The sequence below is a fragment of the Microbacterium meiriae genome, from assembly GCF_040685015.1.
In the GTDB taxonomy this organism is placed as follows: Bacteria; Actinomycetota; Actinomycetes; order Actinomycetales; family Microbacteriaceae; genus Microbacterium; species Microbacterium meiriae.
Window position 1 is genome coordinate 1374757 of the sequence record NZ_JBFBHD010000002.1, and the last position, 16300, is coordinate 1391056.

General features: G+C 70.6%; 12 protein-coding genes. 2 read left to right on the plus strand and 10 right to left on the minus strand.

Going from position 1 to position 16300, the window contains the following annotated elements:
* Window positions 1-56: 56 nt before the first annotated feature.
* Window positions 57-2276, minus strand: a complete 2220-nt coding sequence (locus AB0N68_RS15055; protein ID WP_280569693.1) for an NADP-dependent isocitrate dehydrogenase — start codon at window positions 2274-2276, stop codon at window positions 57-59.
* Between the two features lie 164 nt (window positions 2277-2440).
* Between AB0N68_RS15055 and AB0N68_RS15060 the strand changes: the two genes are divergently transcribed.
* Window positions 2441-2899: a GNAT family N-acetyltransferase gene (locus AB0N68_RS15060; RefSeq protein ID WP_101847088.1), complete on the plus strand. Its 459-nt coding sequence runs from the start codon at window positions 2441-2443 to the stop codon at window positions 2897-2899.
* A gap of 85 nt (window positions 2900-2984) precedes the next feature.
* Here the strand turns inward: AB0N68_RS15060 and AB0N68_RS15065 are convergent, their stop codons facing one another.
* The 8 genes from AB0N68_RS15065 to AB0N68_RS15100 form a co-directional block, all read right to left on the minus strand.
* A complete protein-coding gene (locus tag AB0N68_RS15065) occupies window positions 2985-3806 on the minus strand; it encodes a hypothetical protein (RefSeq protein WP_313366423.1) in 822 nt (273 codons plus the stop codon).
* A gap of 91 nt (window positions 3807-3897) precedes the next feature.
* A complete protein-coding gene (locus AB0N68_RS15070; RefSeq protein WP_280568150.1) occupies window positions 3898-5709 on the minus strand; it encodes an ABC transporter ATP-binding protein in 1812 nt (603 codons plus the stop codon).
* The gene (locus AB0N68_RS15075; protein ID WP_259954281.1) at window positions 5706-7652 is read right to left on the minus strand and encodes an ABC transporter ATP-binding protein; all 1947 of its coding nucleotides are present in this window, start codon (window positions 7650-7652) and stop codon (window positions 5706-5708) included. The genes AB0N68_RS15070 and AB0N68_RS15075 overlap by 4 nt, the downstream gene beginning before the upstream one ends.
* 305 nt (window positions 7653-7957) lie before the next feature.
* The gene (locus AB0N68_RS15080) at window positions 7958-8455 is read right to left on the minus strand and encodes a methylated-DNA--[protein]-cysteine S-methyltransferase (RefSeq protein ID WP_280568156.1); all 498 of its coding nucleotides are present in this window, start codon (window positions 8453-8455) and stop codon (window positions 7958-7960) included.
* Window positions 8452-9969, minus strand: coding sequence for a DNA-3-methyladenine glycosylase 2 family protein (locus AB0N68_RS15085; RefSeq protein WP_313366422.1), 1518 nt, complete (start codon window positions 9967-9969; stop codon window positions 8452-8454). Before AB0N68_RS15085 ends, AB0N68_RS15080 begins: the two co-directional genes overlap by 4 nt.
* Before the next feature lie 144 nt (window positions 9970-10113).
* Window positions 10114-11721, minus strand: coding sequence for a bifunctional phosphoribosylaminoimidazolecarboxamide formyltransferase/IMP cyclohydrolase (gene purH, locus AB0N68_RS15090; protein WP_259954278.1), 1608 nt, complete (start codon window positions 11719-11721; stop codon window positions 10114-10116).
* 30 nt (window positions 11722-11751) lie between these two features.
* On the minus strand, window positions 11752-12339 hold the full coding sequence (gene purN, locus AB0N68_RS15095; RefSeq protein WP_136052729.1) for a phosphoribosylglycinamide formyltransferase: 588 nt from the start codon (window positions 12337-12339) through the stop codon (window positions 11752-11754).
* 61 nt (window positions 12340-12400) lie between these two features.
* Window positions 12401-13687: a cell division protein PerM gene (locus AB0N68_RS15100; RefSeq protein WP_280568165.1), complete on the minus strand. Its 1287-nt coding sequence runs from the start codon at window positions 13685-13687 to the stop codon at window positions 12401-12403.
* A gap of 91 nt (window positions 13688-13778) precedes the next feature.
* Between AB0N68_RS15100 and AB0N68_RS15105 the strand changes: the two genes are divergently transcribed.
* Window positions 13779-15254: an NCS2 family permease gene (locus AB0N68_RS15105; protein WP_187663461.1), complete on the plus strand. Its 1476-nt coding sequence runs from the start codon at window positions 13779-13781 to the stop codon at window positions 15252-15254.
* 130 nt (window positions 15255-15384) lie between these two features.
* Here AB0N68_RS15105 and sucD read toward each other — a convergent pair whose 3' ends face one another.
* Complete coding sequence (gene sucD / locus AB0N68_RS15110; protein WP_025103778.1) at window positions 15385-16287, minus strand: succinate--CoA ligase subunit alpha; 903 nt, start codon at window positions 16285-16287, stop codon at window positions 15385-15387.
* Between the last annotated feature and the right edge of the window lie 13 nt (window positions 16288-16300).

Here is a 16300-nt window from a genome sequence, read left to right on the forward strand (position 1 = left end):
GAGGGCGGACAGCGAGAAGGGGGCGGATGCCGCAGCATCCGCCCCCTTCCGTCGTCTCAGCGCAGGGCGTCGACGATCTCGTTGAGCGTCGTGGACGGGCGCATGACGGCCGCTACGAGCTTCTCGTCCGGGCGGTAGTACCCGCCGATGTCCACGGGCTTGCCCTGCACCGCGTTGAGCTCGGAGACGATGGCCTCCTCGTTCGCTGCGAGCTTCTCGGCGACCGGGGCGAAGGCCGCGGCGAGCTCCGGGTCCTTCGTCTGCTTCGCGAGCTCCTGCGCCCAGTACAGCCCCAGGTAGAAGTGGCTGCCGCGGTTGTCGATCGTGCCGAGCGCGCGGCCCGGCGAGCGGTCCTCCTCGAGGAAGGTACCGGTCGCGGCGTCCAGCGTCTCGGCGAGCACGCGGGCCTTCTCGTTGCCCGTGCGGTCGGCGAAGTGCTCGAGCGAGGCGGCCAGCGCGAAGAACTCGCCCAGAGAGTCCCAGCGCAGGTAGTTCTGCTCGACCAGCTGCTGCACGTGCTTCGGAGCGGAGCCACCGGCACCCGTCTCGAACAGTCCGCCGCCGGCGAGCAGCGGCACGATCGAGAGCATCTTGGCGCTCGTGCCGACCTCGAGGATCGGGAACAGGTCGGTGAGGTAGTCGCGCAGCACGTTGCCCGTCACCGAGATGGTGTCGAGACCGTGACGCATGCGCGCCAGCGTGTACCGCGTCGCCTCCTCCGGCGCGAGGATCGTGATCGTCAGGCCCTTGGTGTCGAGCGTGGCGAGGCCCTGGTGCACCTTCGCGATGATCTGGGCATCGTGCGAGCGGTTCGCGTCGAGCCAGAACACCGCGGGCACGCCGGTCGCACGGGCACGGCCGACGGCGAGCTTGACCCAGTCCATGACCGGGATGTGCTTGGTCTGCGTCGCGCGCCAGATGTCGCCCTTGCCGACCTCGTGCTCGATGAGGACGGTGCCCTCGCTGTCGAGCACCTGGACGATGCCGTCCGCCGCGATCTCGAACGTCTTGTCGTGGCTGCCGTATTCCTCGGCCGCCTGCGCCATGAGACCCACGTTCGGCACGGTGCCGATGGTGGCCGGATCGAGCGGGCCGTTCGCGATCACATCGTCGATCACCGCCTGGTAGACGCTCGCGTAGGACGAGTCGGGGATGACCGCGATCGTGTCGGCCTCCTCGCCGTCCTTGCCCCAGAGCTTCCCGCCGTTGCGGACGAGCGCGGGCATGGACGCGTCGACGATGACATCGCTCGGCACGTGCAGGTTGGTGATCCCCTTGTCGGAGTTCACGTACGACAGGCGCGGCCCCTCGGCGATGGCCTTGTCGAACGCCGCAGCGATCTCGTCGCCACCGGCGACGTTCGCCAGCCCCGCGAGGATGGAGCCGAGGCCGTCGTTCGCGCTCAGTCCGGCCTCGGCGAGCTGCGTGCCGTACTGGTCGAAGACATCCTTGAAGAACGCCTTCACCACGTGGCCGAAGATGATCGGGTCGCTGACCTTCATCATCGTCGCCTTGAGGTGCACCGAGTAGAGCACGTCGTCGGCCTCGGCCTCCGCGAGGGTGTCCGCGAGGAAGGCGTCCAGCTCCTTCGCGGAGAGGAACGTCGCGTCGATGATCTCGCGCGGGAGGACCTTGAGTCCTTCCTTGAGGACCGTGACGGTGCCGTCCTTCGCCGTGTGGCGGAAGGAGAGGACGTCGTCGTGAGCGGCGACCCACGAGCGCTCGTTGTGCTTGAAGTCGTCGTGGCCGAGGGTGGCGACGCGGGTCTTCGAGCCCTCGGCGAACGGCTTGTTGCGGTGCGGGTGCTTCTTGGCGTAGTTCTTCACCGCGAGCGGTGCGCGACGGTCGCTGTTGCCCTCGCGCAGCACGGGGTTCACTGCGGAGCCCTTGATGCGGTCGTAGCGGGCGCGGACGTCCTTCTCCTCCAGCGACGAGGGCTCGTCCGGGAAGTCGGGGACGTCGTAGCCCTGCTGCTGCAGTTCCGCGATGGCGGCCTTGAGCTGCGGGATCGACGCGGAGATGTTCGGCAGCTTGATGATGTTCGCCTCGGGGAGCGTGGCGAGGCCGCCGAGTTCGGCCAGCGCGTCGCCGACCTGCTGCTCCGGGGTGAGCTTCTGGGGGAAGGCGGCGAGGATGCGGCCGGCCAGAGAGATGTCCCGCGTCTCGAATTCGATGCCCGCCTGGCCCGTGTAGGCCTGGATGATCGGCAGGAACGAGGCGGTGGCCAGCGCCGGTGCCTCGTCGGTGTAGGTGTAGATGATGGCGTCGTCGGTCACCGGGAGGTTCTCCGTTCACGAGGGCTATTTGTCTCGATACCAAGATACCTGAGCGGCCCTCGCCCCGAAGCGGCGCTCCCGGCGACGGGGTCCGGCACGTGACCGGTCCGTGAAAAGTCCGCCCGAGTGATGAATGCGGTGAGCGGAGGGGCTAGCCTGGGGGCATGTCCGAACTGCGCATGGTCGAACTCTCCGCCGCGACGATCGTCGCCGTGAACAACCTGTCGCTCAAGCCCGGACAGGAGCAGTTCCTCGCGCCCGTCTCGTACGGCATCGCGGCCACCGTCATCAACCCGCAGACCTCCTGGCAGCGGGTGATCCTGGACCGCAACGAGGTCGTGGGCTTCGTCAGCGCCAACTTCGACGACGAGGCCCCGGAGGAGCACTTCCGCTCCGTGCTGTGGCGCATCAACGTCGACGCGGACGACCAGGGTCGCGGCATCGGCCGCTTCGCCGTCGAGAACCTCATCGACGAAGCGCGCACCCGCGGCGTCGACCACGTCAATGTGATTTACGAAGCGGGCGAGGACGGCCCGGAGGCCTTCTTCCGTCGCGTCGGCTTCACCCCCGTCGGGGAGACGGCCTACGGCGAGGTCATCGCCGAGATCCGCGTCCCCTCCTGAGACCGGCGGCGGGGTCTCGAATCCCCTCCCCCATCGAGACTCCGTCGCCCTCGGATCCCGCCGGACGGCTCGACCTCGATCCTCCTCAGCGCTGACCGTTGCCGTTCGGAGGCGTGCCCTTGCCCCGGCGACTGTTCCACGCGGCGAGCGCTGAGGCGGCAGCACCTGCCGCGCGGTCGATGGCCTCCGCGGAGCGGTGCAGCATGTCCTGCGCGGCGTCCTGCCAGGCCGCGGTCGGAGGTGCCTCGCCCGTCTGGACCTTCGCCGCGTGCTCGGCGGCCTCGAACGCCCGCTCCAGCTCCGCGACAGCGTCGCGGTACGCCGCGTACTCGGCGGCGGTCACCCGGCCCGTCGTCTGCCGACGCGCCTCGACCGCGGCACCGGCGGCCCGCAGGTAGGCGGCCGTCTCCGGACGCTTCACGTCCGTCATCTCGGGATAGGTGATCTGCAACGCGGGGTCTGTCTCATACCGCATCCACCGCGCCGTCACCGCGTCGTGCTCCGCATACAGGCGCTCCAGCGGCCGCGGCGCGGAGCCGGCGGGGATCGCGGCGCGAGCGGCGTTCACCCTGACCCGCCGGGCGCGGACGTCGGCCGCCGCGGCCCTGGCGTCGCGCTCACGCTCCTTGAGCATGCGTCGGGCGCCGGACACCTGCTCCGCGCTCGCCCGCTGCGCGGCCCGCTCGGCGGAGACCCGGGCGAGGTCGGCCCGTGCCACCTTCAGGGCCGTCCGTCGCACCACCGCGCGCTGCTGGGCCTCGCGGAGGTCGTGCCGGGCCGCGTCGTACTCCAGCCGGCGACCGCTCCGGGTGTTGCGCCGACGGACGCCGATCGCGCCCGCGGTCACCCCGGCGGCGGCGGTCGGCGCGAGCCACCACCACTCCGCGACGAGGAGGAAGGGGTCCATCCCTCGATGCTACCGATCCCGGCGCACCCGCGCCCGGACGAGGAAGCCCCGGCATCCGTACGGATGCCGGGGCCACTGTCGCGTCAGGACGTCAGACGAGCGTCTCCTGCCAGGCCGCGTGCAGCTGGGCGAACTTCCCGGTGCCGCCGATGAGGGCGGCGGGGGTGTCGTCCTCGATGATCCGGCCGTGCTCCATCACGAGCACACGGTCAGCGATCGCGACCGTCGACAGCCGGTGCGCGATGATGATCGCCGTCCGGTCGGCCAGCAGCGTCTGCAGCGCGTCCTGGATCAGCCGCTCGGACGGGATGTCCAGCGAGGCCGTCGCCTCGTCGAGGATCAGCACCGCCGGGTCGGCGAGGAAGGCGCGGGCGAACGAGATGAGCTGTCGCTGCCCTGCCGAGACACGACCACCGCGCTTGTTCACGTCGGTGTCGTACCCGTCAGGCAGCGCCGAGATGAACGCGTCGGCGCCCACCGCCCGCGCCGCCTCGCGGATCTCGTCCAGAGTCGCATCCGGGCGCCCGAGCGCGATGTTGTCGGCGACGGTCCCGCTGAACAGGTACGCCTCCTGCGTGACCATGACGATCGCGCGGCGGAGGTCCTTCGGGTGCAGCGACCGCAGATCGACGCCATCGAGGGTCACCGTCCCCGCGGACGGGTCGTAGAACCGGGAGATGAGCTTGGCCAGCGTGGACTTGCCCGCCCCCGTCGTCCCGACCAGCGCGATCGTCTGCCCGGCGGGGATGTCGAGCGAGAAGTTCGGCAGGATCGTCTTGTCCTCGTTGTACGCGAACGTGACCTCGTCGAAGCGGATGTGCCCCCGGGACTCCCAGAGGTCCACCGGCTTCTCGGGGTCCGGCACCGTCGGCACCTCCTCCAGGACGCCCGACACCTTCTCCAGCGCCGCGGTGGCGGACTGGTAGGAGTTGAGGAACATCGCGATCTCCTGCATCGGAGCGAAGAAGTTGCGCACGTAGAGCACGGCGGACAGCAGCACGCCGACCGTCAGTGTCCCCTCCGAGACCCGGATGCCGCCCCACAGCACGACCACGCCCAGGACGAGCGCCGCGACGCCCATGAGCCCCGGCTCGAACGTGCCGAACAGCAGCATCGAGCGGCGGTTCACGTCCCGGTACTCGCCGGCCACGCCCTGGAAGGCCTCGTCGTTGCGCGGCTCCTTCCGGAAGGCCTTGACCGCGCGGATGCCCGTCATGGTCTCGACGAACTGCACGATCACCTTCGCGCTGATCACCCGGGACTCGCGATACACGAGCTGCGAGCGCGAGTAGAACCAGCGCATGAGGAAGAACAGCGGCACGCCGCCGATCGCGAGGATCAGACCGGACTGCCAGTCCCACACGCACAGGGCGATGAACGTGAAGACACCGAAGAGCACGCCGGAGACGAGCTCGTTCAGGCCGCCGTCGAGGAGTTCCTTGATGGAGTCCAGGTCGCTCGTCTGGCGCGAGATGATCCGCCCGGACGTGTACGACTCGTGGAACTCCAGGCTCAGACGCTGGGTGTGCAGGAAGATGCGCTTGCGCAGGTCCAGCAGCACGGCCTGGGTCAGCTTGGCCGCGATGATGACGTACCAGGCGATGAGCACGGCGGCCAGAGCGCCGGCGAGCAGATAGATCCCGCCGACGACGAAGGTGGGCATCCAGTCGGCATCGTCGAGCACCGCCGGGAGAGCGCGGTCGAGGCCGATGCTGATGAGGATCGGCCCGGCCACCTGCAGCGCCGTCGAGATGACGAGCACCGTGGCGGCGAGCACGATCTGCGGCTTGAGCGGGCGCACGAGCGAGCCGAGCAGCCGCAGCGAGCGACGGCGGATCGCCCTGCTCTCCTCCGTGGTGAGGCGGGAGCGGTCCTCGTCCTGGGTTCCGGTGAGGGAGCTCATCGCTGCACCTCCTCTCCTGCGAATCGGGAGGCGCTTCCCGGCGCCTCATCGTCGGCCTCCTGGCGGATGCCGTCCTGCACGGTGTCGTGGATCTCCGACTGCTCGTCGCGGATGATCGGGATGGCGCCGGTGCGAGCCGCCTCCTCGGCCTCCAAGCTGGAGATGACGTGCCGGTAGTGCCGGCTCGTCTTCAGCAGCTCGGTGTGCGTGCCGACCGCGGTGATCCGGCCGTCCTCCAGCAGCGCCACGCGATCGGCGAGGGCCACGGTGGACGGACGGTGTGCGACGATCATCGCCGTGGTGTCGGCGAGCACGTGCCGCAGCGCCTCCTCGACGAGGGCCTCGGTGTCGACGTCCAGCGCCGACAGCGGGTCGTCCAGGACGAGCACCCGCGGCTTGGCGGCCACCGCTCGGGCGAGGGCGAGCCGCTGGCGCTGTCCGCCGGACAGGCTCAGTCCCTCTTCGCCGATGACCGTCTCGACGCCCTCGGGGAGCGTGTCGACGAAGGCGGCCTGCGCGACGTCGAGCGCCTCGCGCAGGACGCGCTCGGCTTCGGGGCTGTGCACGTCGAGGTCGGCGCGCCCGAGCAGGACGTTCTCGCGGACCGAGGCGGAGAAGAGCGTCGCGTCCTCGAACGCCATCGCGATGTGCTCGCGCAGCTCGGCGAGCGTGAGGTCGCGCACGTCGACGCCGTCGAGCGTGACCCGCCCTCCCGTCACGTCGTAGAGCCGCGTCGGCAGGGTCGTCAACGTGGTCTTGCCGCTGCCGGTGAGCCCGACCAGCGCCATGGTCTCCCCCGGTCGGAGCACGAGGTCGATGCCGTCGAGCAGGTCCCGCTCGTCGGGGGCCGCGTCCTGGTAGCGGAAGTGCGCGTTCTCGAACGCGAGCTCGCCGCGCGGGTTCTCGATGTGCACGGGGTTCGCGGGGTCGGTGATGGTGTTCGTCTCCGAGAAGATGTCGAACACGCGGTCCGTCGCCGTGCGCGCGTCCAGCATGAACGAGAAGAGGAAGCCGATCGACTCGATCGGCCAGCGCAGCACGACGGCCATCGCGAAGAAGGCGAAGAGCTCCGCCGAGGTGATCGCGTCCTGCGAGATGAGCCAGATGCCGGACATCAGGCTCAGGCCGAAGGCGATCTGCGGCATGAGGTCGAGCCAGAACCAGATCGAGGCGATGGCTCGGGCCTTGCTCATCTCGGTCTCGCGCAGCGTCTCGGCCTGACGGCTGAAGCGGCGGAGGGCGTGCGTGCCCCGTCCGAACGCCTTGAGCACCCGGATGCCGTGCACGCTCTCCTCGACGCTCGTGGCGAGGTCGCCGGCCTGGTCCTGGCTGCGCCGCGTGAGGGCGCCGTAGCGCTTCTCGAACAGGTAGCCGCGGATCCACAGCGGGATCGCCGTCACCAGGAAGATCGTGCCCAGCAGCCAGTGCCAGCGGAACAGCAGGACGGAGCCGATGAGGATCGTCAGCACGTTCACGACGAGAAGCACGAGGCCGAAGGCGAGCCACCGGCGGATCAGGCCGATGTCCTGCATCATGCGGCTGAGCAGCTGGCCGGACTGCCACCGGTCGTGGAAGGCGACCGGGAGGGTCTGCAGTCGCGAGTACAGCTCGGTGCGCATGCGGTACTCGACCTGCGTGGCCGGGAACAACACGAACTGCCGGCGGAGCCAGACCATGAGCGCCTCGCCGAGGCCGAGCGCGAACACGGCGAGCGCGCCCCAGACGATCGCGTCGAGCGCTCCGGACTGCACCGGCCCGCCGATGATCTGTTCGAGCACGATGGGGATCATCAGCGCGATGAGCGCGGCCGCGAGCGCGCTGGCGGCACCACCGGCGAGACGCCAGATGACCGGCTTCACGAACGGCTTGAGCCGCCACAGCGCGGCGGGCGTGGAGAGGGAGGACGAGGGGGACGGTTTCTGCGCGGAAGACGTGGAAGACATGTCTCTCAGAGGAGTCGAGGGTGAGAAGAGTGAAAGGACGGATGCGAGAGCGGGCTCACGGAGCCCGGCATCCGGTGCAGAAGAGGGCGGGGGCTCTAGGAGAGCGGGCGCGCCGGGGTCGAGCCGAGGGTGGCGATCCGCGCGGTGGCGATCGTGGTCATGGTGTCCTCCTCAGGGCTCGGCGAGGTCGTCCGGTTGGCGCGACAGCCCATCAGCCTATTCCTGTGAACCAGCTGAGCGCAAGAGGAATTCCCGAGACGACGAAGAGCCCGCTCTCCGGGGAGCGGGCCCTTCGAACCGGGAGGTCAGCGCGCGGTGCGTTCGCGCGCCAGGAGCCTCTCCTTCACGGGCAGGCCCCAGGCGAAGCCGCCGAGAGAGCCGTCCGTGCGGAGCACCCGGTGACAGGGCACGAACAGGGCCGGGGCGTTGCGGGCGCAGATCGACGCGGCGGCCCGCACCGCACGCGGATTGCCGAGCCGGGCCGCGAAGCCCGTGTACGTCAGGGGTTCCCCCGGGGCGATGCCGCGGAGCGCCGCCCATCCGGCGAGCTGCAGGGCGGTGCCGGTCTGCGCGACCGGGATCGCGTCGATCGCCGTGACGTCGCCGGCATAGTACGCGCGGACGGCACCCGCCGCGTCCGTCTCGGCCTCCCGCACAGCGTCGGGACGGCTTCGGGACGGCAGGCGTCCGAGGATCGCCTCGACGTCGTCGGTCCACCCGGACACGAGCACCCGCTGGCGCTCGTCGGCGAGGATCGTGAAAGGACCGTCGGCGGTGTCGAGGGTCTGGATGAGTGCGGTCATGAGGTCTCCTCGGTGTCGGATTCGTGGCCGCGGGCGGGCCGGGTGGCGGTCTTGCTCCGCGGTCCGGCGGGACGGATCGGGGCGGCACGCCACAGGTGCGCGCTGAGGTAGCTCCGCCACGGCGCGGTGCGCTCCGCCCAGGCGGTGAGGGTCTTCGGTTCGGCCGGGAGACCGGCAGCCGCGGCACCGGCGCGGAGGGCGACGTCACCGGGCAGCAGCACGTCCGGATCGCCGAGCACCCGCATCCGCACGTAGTCGGCGGTCCAGGGACCGATGCCGGGCATCGCCAGCAGGGCCGCGCGCTGCGTGGGGCCGTCGTCGCCGACCGTGAGGGTCAGGCTCCCGTCCGCGAGGGCGGCGGCGGCTCCGGTGACGGCGCGGATGCGGGCGGCGGGCCCCCGCAGCACCTCGGCGCCGTGGGCCGCGATGGCCGACATCGTCGGGAACAGCAGCCCCTCGGGGGTCCGCTCCCCCAGCGCGTCGGTGAGGGCGGTGAGCGCGGTGCGGGCGGCGACGACCGTGATCTGCTGCCCGATCATCGCGCGGATGAGCATCTCGTGCGGATCGGCCGCTCCGGGCACGCGGATACCGGGGGTGCGCGCGATGAGGGGAGCGAGAGGCGGGTGCGCCGCCAGGGCCTCGTCGATCGCCAGGGGGTCGGCGTCGAGGTCGAAGATCCGACGCGCGGTCGCCACCAGCGGCGCGAGGTCGCCGAGCTGCGCGACCCGAGCCCGGAGGTGCAGCCGCTCCGTCTCCTCCTGACGCACCTCGAACCACGCAGGGCCTCCGGGCATCCGGAGGTGTCGGGAGAACGCCGTGGCCGTGGCCTCCTCGACCCCGGTCACCGCCCGCGCCGCCATCCACGCGAAGATCCCGGCCGCATCCAGGGGACCCCGGTACGGCAGGACCAGGTCGATCGTTCCCGGCACGGACGCGGACGGCGTGCGGCGGCGGGCGCGCAGCTCTCCGGGCGTGAGGCCGAACACCTCGCGGATCGTGTCGTTGCACTGGCGGATGCTGTGGAAGCCGGCGGCGAAGGCGACGTCGGCGATGGGCATGTCCGTCCCCACGAGCAGCATGCGGGCGGTGTGGGCGCGATGCGCTCTCGCCAGTGCCAGAGGTCCGGCGCCGAGCTCGGTCGTCAGCAGCCGCGTGAGGTGACGGCTCGAGTAGCCGAGGCGCGCGGCGAGCCCTGGCACGCCCTCGCGCTCGACCACGCCGGACGCGATCAGCCGCATGGCGCGAGCGGCGGTGTCTCCGCGGACGTCCCACGCGGGCGACCCGGGGGCGGCCTCCGGCAGGCAGCGTTTGCATGCGCGGTAGCCCGCCTCGTGCGCCGCGGCACTGGTCGGATAGAAGGTCACGTTCTGCGGCTTGGGGGTGCGGGCGGGGCAGCTCGGACGGCAGTAGATCCCGGTCGAGCGCACGGCGGTGACGAACTGGCCGTCGAAGCGGGTGTCCCGGGCGCTGATGGCCCGGTAACGCTCGTCGAACGCGGTCACGGGGAGGCTCATGTCCTCCACTCTCTCACCCCCGCAGGGCTACGGCTGGCGGAAATCGGACATCGCGGTTTCTTCCCCGAAACCCCGCCGACGCGCCGAGACCCCGGGGTGCAGACGTGCGCACACCGGGGTCTCGACGGAAGACCGGGGTCTCGGTCAGTGGAAGAAGTGACGCTCCCCCGTGAAGAACATCGTGACGCCGGCCTTGCGCGCGGCATCCACGACCTCCTCGTCACGGACGGACCCACCGGGCTGCACGATCGCCGTGACACCCGCGTCGATGAGCACCTGGGCACCGTCCGCGAAGGGGAAGAACGCATCGGACGACGCGACCGATCCGGCGGCACGATCTCCCGCCCGCTCCACCGCGAGGCGGCACGAGTCGACCCGGTTGACCTGGCCCATGCCGACGCCGACCGTCGCATTGTCCTTCGCCAGGACGATCGCGTTCGACTTCACGGCCCGGCAGGCCTTCCACGCGAAGATCAGGTTCTCCATCTCCTCGTCACTCGGACGCTCCCCCGACACGAGCTCCCAGTTCTTCGCGACCGAGACGATGTCGTCCGGGAAGCGGTCTGCGTCCTGGAGCAGGAGACCGCCGGACACGAGCCGCACGTCCATGCGCTCCTGCTGCCAGTCCTCGGGGAGCTGCAGCAGGCGCAGGTTCTTCTTCGCCTTGAAGACCTCGAGGGCCGCGGGCTCGAACGACGGCGCCACGATGACCTCGGTGAAGATGTCCTTCAGGTTCTCGGCCATCTTCAGCGTCACGGTGCCGTTCGCGGCGATCACCCCGCCGTACGCCGACACGGGGTCGCACTCGTGGGCACGGAGGTGCGCGCTGGCGATCGGGTCGAGGGCGTTCGGGGCGGTGGTGGCGATCCCGCAGGGGTTCGCGTGCTTGATGATGGCGACGGCGGGCTTGACCATGTCGTAGGCGGCGCGCAGGGCGGCGTCGGCGTCGACGTAGTTGTTGTACGACATCTCCTTGCCCTGCAGCTGCGTGGCCTGGGCGATGCCGTGGCCCCCGGCGCGGGTGTAGATGGCGCCGCGCTGGTGGGAGTTCTCGCCGTAGCGGAGCGTCGCGAGCCGCTCGGCCTGGATCGTCAGATGAGCCGGAAGGTCGCCCGGCTCGTTGAGGGTCCCCTCGGCGAACCACTGCGCGACGGCCGTATCGTAGGCCGCGGTGTGCGCGAAGGCCCGCGCCGCGAGCTCCCGGCGCTGGGCGAGCGAGGTGCCCCCCTGCTCCACGGCCGCGACGATCGCGGGGTAGGACTGCGGCGACACGACGATCGCGACGTTGGCGTGGTTCTTCGCGGCCGCGCGCACCATGGCGGGGCCGCCGATGTCGATCTGCTCCACCACGTCGTCGCCCTCAGCACCGGAGGCCACGGTCTCCACGAACGGATAGAGGTTGACCACGACGAGCTCGAACGGCGCGATGTCGAGGTCGGCGAGCTGACGCTCGTGGTCCTCCAGGCGCAGGTCGGCGAGCAGGCCGCCGTGCACCTTCGGGTGCAGGGTCTTGACGCGGCCGTCGAGCATCTCGGCGACACCCGTGACTGCGGCCACGTCCGTCACCTCGAAGCCGGCGTCGCGGATGGTGGACGCCGTGGAGCCCGTCGAGACGATCTCGACGCCCGCCTCCGCGAGCGCGGCGGCGAGCACGAGCAGGTCGGTCTTGTCGCTGACCGAGACGAGGGCGCGCCGGATCGGCACCGTGTCGCGATCGCGGTAGAGCGTGGGGTCGTGGCGGGGGCCGGCCATGATGGGCTCCTTCGTGCGGGGCGTCGGGGGTCAGGGGGCGGAGGTCAGGGAGAGGTCGCCGGTCGCGATGCGCCGGACGACGTCGATGAGGAGCCGGCGCTCGACCGGCTTGATGCGCTCGTGCAGCGTGTGCTCGGTGTCGTCGGCCCTGATCGGCACGCGCTCCTGGGCGAGGATGGGGCCGGTGTCGACGCCGTCGTCCACGACGATCACGCTCGCGCCGGTCTCGCGGACCCCGGCGGCGAGGGCGTCGCGGACGCCGTGGGCTCCGGGGAACTCCGGGAGGTACGCGGGATGGGTGTTGATGATCCGGGGCGCGTAGGCGGCGACGAGCGAGGACGGCAGCAGGCGCATGAGGCCGCTGAGCACCACGAGGTCCGGCGTCCAGACGGCGAGCTGACGACCCAGCTCCTCGCCCCACGCCTCGCGGCTCTCGTGCTCGTGCCACGGCACGGTGAAGCTGGGGATGCCGAACTCCTCGGCGTGGGCCAGCCCGTCGGCTTCGCGGTCCGCCCCGACCACGACGACACGCGCCGGGAAATCGGGGTGACGAGCGGCCTCGAGGAGGGCGCGAAGGTTCGAGCCGGCGCCCGAGATGAGTACGGCGACCGTGAGCACGCGCCCAGTCTACCGGCGTGCCGGCGCCGCTCCGACCCGGTCCGCAGAGCGCTAGGGACGCCTAGCGACGGTCGTCGTCGGCGTGGCCCTCGGAGCCGAGCGTGGACATCTCCTCGATCCAGCGGTCCGTGCGCTCTTCCGCGAGCTCGTCGCGGTTGCGCGGGGACAGCAGGAGGATCGCCGCGCCGACGAGCACCTCCGCTCCCAGCGACAACGCGAACGGCAGCACCGCCGGTCCCACGACCTCGAGTCGCCCCGGGCCCATCGAGCCGTTCGCGAAGGCGGCGGTGAGCGCGGCCACACCGGCCGAGACTGCGGCGATCCCGACCGCGATCACCGACCGCTGCAGGAGCCCGAGCGGTGTCCCCTCCCAGACGAGGCGCGAGCGCACGGCCCACCCGGCGAACGCCCCGGCGGCCACCGGGATCAGGATGACGATGAGCATCCACATCGAGGTGTTCTCCGGCAGCAGACCGAAGGCGGGGATGCCGGGGACGACGCCGAGCTGCGTCCCCGCCGGCGACACCGCGGTGCCCGCGCCGACGGCGAACCCGGGGCCGGCGAGCCAGGAGGCCGCCCACACCACGAGTGTCGGAAGGTAGGCCAGCTGCCCGAGGGTCAGCACGGTCGCCCCGAGGGCATCGACCCGCGCCGCCTGGAACAGCGCGACGACCTCGCCCCCACGGGTCAGGACCGACAGGGCGACGGCCAACGCGGCAGCCCCCAGCACACCGACGAGCGCGAACGCCGCCCCGCGCACGACCGCGGACGGTACGGGCGCCCAGTCCTCCCTGGCGTCCAGAACGTCGTGGATGCGGTCGAGCACACCGCCGTCGCCGTCCTCCCACGCCACGCGGACGGCACCGCACACGGCGCCCACGAGGTAGACGGCGGGGGGCAAGAGGATCGCGAGAGCCAGCGGGACGCGCGCGGCACCCAGCGCGGATGTGAGGGCGACGACCGTCGAGATCACGGCGAAGACGACCGTCCCCGACAGGGATCCCAGCACCCACGCGCCGGACCGTGCGGCCCGGGCGCCGGAGCGCGCCGCGAAGAGCAGGGTGAGCAGCAGGAACGCCAGCGGCGTGACCGAGACGGCGAAGCGCGCGGCGTCGGCCGGGATCGCCAGGGTGACGAGCAGGGCGTCCGGGATCGTGATCTCCAGAGGGACACCGTGCCCGAACTCCCACAGCGTTCCGGTGAGCGGCCACAGCGCCCCCCAGTCCGCGGCGACACCGAACGCGAGCGTCCACAGGAGCGTCAACGGCGCCAGCAGCACGGCCAGCCCGACGGCGGCCGCGATGGCGGCGTCGAGGGCGGCGAGGAGCGCGACGAGGAGGCGTTGCATAGCGCCTTCGAGACTACGACGACTTCCCGTCCGGCCCCCGTGGGCGCGCGCGAGGCGGACGACACGGTAGCGTTTCTCCGGAGGTTTCCCGATGACTACTGCCCCACCCGCCCCGGCGTCCACCGAACCCACCGGTACCCTGGACCGCTTCTTCGAGATCAGCAAGCGCGGATCGACGATCGGCACCGAGATCCGTGGAGGCCTCGTGACGTTCGTCACGATGGCCTACATCGTGATCCTGAACCCGATCATCCTGTCCGGAAAGCCGGACGTCGCCGGCGACATGCTCGACTTCAACGCCGTCGGTGCCGCGACGGCCCTGACCGCCGGCGTCATGACGATCCTCTTCGGTGTCGTCACCCGCCTGCCGTTCGGCTTCGCCGCCGGACTCGGCATCAACGCCTTCGTCGCGTTCTCCGTCGTCGGCCAGGTCACCTGGCCCGAGGCGATGGCGCTCGTGATGATCAACGGTGTCGTGATCGTGCTCCTCGCCGCCACCGGGCTGCGGAAGGCGATCTTCGACGCCGTGCCCTTCCAGCTGAAGATCGCGATCACGGTCGGCATCGGCCTGTTCATCGCCTTCATCGGCTTCGTGAACTCGGGCTTCGTCACGGCGACCGGCGCCTCGTCGCCGCCCGTCGGCCTCGGTGTCAACGGGTCGGTCGCGACCGTGCCGAGCCTGCTGTTCGTGATCACCCTGCTCCTCACGGGCATCCTCGTCGCGCTCCGCATCAAGGGCGGCATGCTCATCGGCCTCATCGGCGGCACCGTGCTCGCGGTCATCGTCGAGGCCATCTGGCACATCGGCGCCCGCGGCGTCGATGATGAGGGCAATGTCGTGAATCCCGGCGGCTGGGGACTCACCGTCCCGGCACTGAACGGCTCCCCCGTCAGCGTCCCCGACCTGAGCCTCATCGGCGCCGTCGACTTCTCGTTCGACCTCGGCAAGGTCAGCCTCGTCGCCCTCGTGATGATCGTGTTCACGCTCCTCTTCACGAACTTCTTCGACGCCATGGGCACGATGACGGGCCTGGCCAAGGAGGCCAACCTGGCCGACGACAACGGCGACTTCCCGCGCATCAAGTCGGCACTCGTGGTCGAGGGTGTCGGGGCGATCGCCGGTGGTGCGACCTCGTCGTCCTCCAGCACGGTCTTCATCGAGTCCGGCGCGGGTATCGGCGAGGGTGCCAGGACGGGACTCGCGAACGTCGTGACGGGCATCGTCTTCCTCATCGCGATGTTCCTGACCCCGCTGACCTCCATCGTCCCGACGGAGATCGCCGCCGCGGCGCTCATCATCGTGGGTGCCATGATGATGGCGCAGATCCGTCACATCGACTTCGGCGACTTCCGGGTGCTGCTGCCGGTGTTCCTCACGGTCTCCGTCATGCCGCTGACCTACTCGATCGCCAACGGCATCGGGGCGGGCTTCGTGAGCTGGGTGCTCATCCATGCCTTCTCCGGCAAGGCCAAGACCATCAGCCCGCTGCTGTGGGTGGTCGGCGCCGGCTTCCTGATCTTCTTCGCCCGCGGTCCCATCGAGGCCCTCTTCGGCGTCGGGATCTAGCCCCGTTTCACGTCGCGCACATGGCCCCATTCCGACACGGAATGGGGCCATGTGCGCGATTCAAAAGGGTGAGGGTATGACGAAGGCCCCGGGGTGGAGCCCGGGGCCTTCAGGTCAAGCGTAGCTCAGGTCAGAGCGACTCGATGATCTCGCGCATGAGAGCGGCGGTCTCGGACGGCGTCTTGCCGACCTTGACGCCGGCGGCCTCGAGGGCCTCCTTCTTCGCCTGCGCAGTACCGGCCGAGCCGGAGACGATCGCACCGGCGTGACCCATGGTCTTGCCCTCGGGAGCCGTGAAGCCCGCGACGTAGCCGACGACCGGCTTGGTGACGTTCGCCTTGATGTACTCGGCCGCACGCTCCTCGGCGTCGCCGCCGATCTCGCCGATCATGACGATGGCCTTGGTCTCGGGGTCGGCCTCGAACGCGGCGAGCGCGTCGATGTGCGTGGTGCCGATGACCGGGTCGCCGCCGATGCCGATGGCGGTCGAGAAGCCCAGGTCGCGCAGCTCGAACATCATCTGGTAGGTCAGGGTGCCCGACTTCGACACGAGGCCGATCGGGCCCTTGCCGGTGATGTTCGCGGGCGTGATGCCGACGAGCGCCTCACCGGGGGTGATGATGCCGGGGCAGTTCGGCCCGATGATGCGGGTCTTGTTGCCCTTGCTCTGCGCGTAGGCCCAGGCCTCGGCCGAGTCGCCGACGGGCACGCCCTCGGTGATGACGACGAGCAGCGGGATCTCGGCGTCGATGGCCTCGATCATCGCGTCCTTCGTGAAGGCGCCGGGGACGAAGGCGATCGACACGTCGGCGCCGGTCTCCTTCATGGCCTCGGCGACCGAGCCGAAGACGGGGAGCTCGACGGCGTTGCCGTCCTTGTCGGTGTGCGAGACGGTGGTGCCGGCCTTGCGGGCGTTGACGCCGCCGACGACCTGGGTGCCGGCCTTGAGCATCAGCGCGGTGTGCTTGGTGCCCTCGCCGCCGGTGATGCCCTGGACGATGACCTTGGAGTCCTTGTTGAGGTAGATCGACATGTTCTGTTCCTTA

Bases quoted from the DNA above. Each gene is read 5' to 3' on its own strand.
- AB0N68_RS15105 (WP_187663461.1), top strand. From the start codon at position 13,779: ATGACTACTGCCCCACCCGCCCCGGCGTCCACCGAACCCACCGGTACC.
- AB0N68_RS15060 (WP_101847088.1), top strand. From the start codon at position 2,441: ATGTCCGAACTGCGCATGGTCGAACTCTCCGCCGCGACGATCGTCGCC.
- purH (WP_259954278.1), bottom strand. From the start codon at position 11,721: ATGGCCGGCCCCCGCCACGACCCCACGCTCTACCGCGATCGCGACACG.
- sucD (WP_025103778.1), bottom strand. From the start codon at position 16,287: ATGTCGATCTACCTCAACAAGGACTCCAAGGTCATCGTCCAGGGCATC.
- AB0N68_RS15065 (WP_313366423.1), bottom strand. From the start codon at position 3,806: ATGGACCCCTTCCTCCTCGTCGCGGAGTGGTGGTGGCTCGCGCCGACC.
- AB0N68_RS15085 (WP_313366422.1), bottom strand. From the start codon at position 9,969: ATGAGCCTCCCCGTGACCGCGTTCGACGAGCGTTACCGGGCCATCAGC.
- AB0N68_RS15075 (WP_259954281.1), bottom strand. From the start codon at position 7,652: ATGTCTTCCACGTCTTCCGCGCAGAAACCGTCCCCCTCGTCCTCCCTC.
- AB0N68_RS15080 (WP_280568156.1), bottom strand. From the start codon at position 8,455: ATGACCGCACTCATCCAGACCCTCGACACCGCCGACGGTCCTTTCACG.
- AB0N68_RS15100 (WP_280568165.1), bottom strand. From the start codon at position 13,687: ATGCAACGCCTCCTCGTCGCGCTCCTCGCCGCCCTCGACGCCGCCATC.
- AB0N68_RS15070 (WP_280568150.1), bottom strand. From the start codon at position 5,709: ATGAGCTCCCTCACCGGAACCCAGGACGAGGACCGCTCCCGCCTCACC.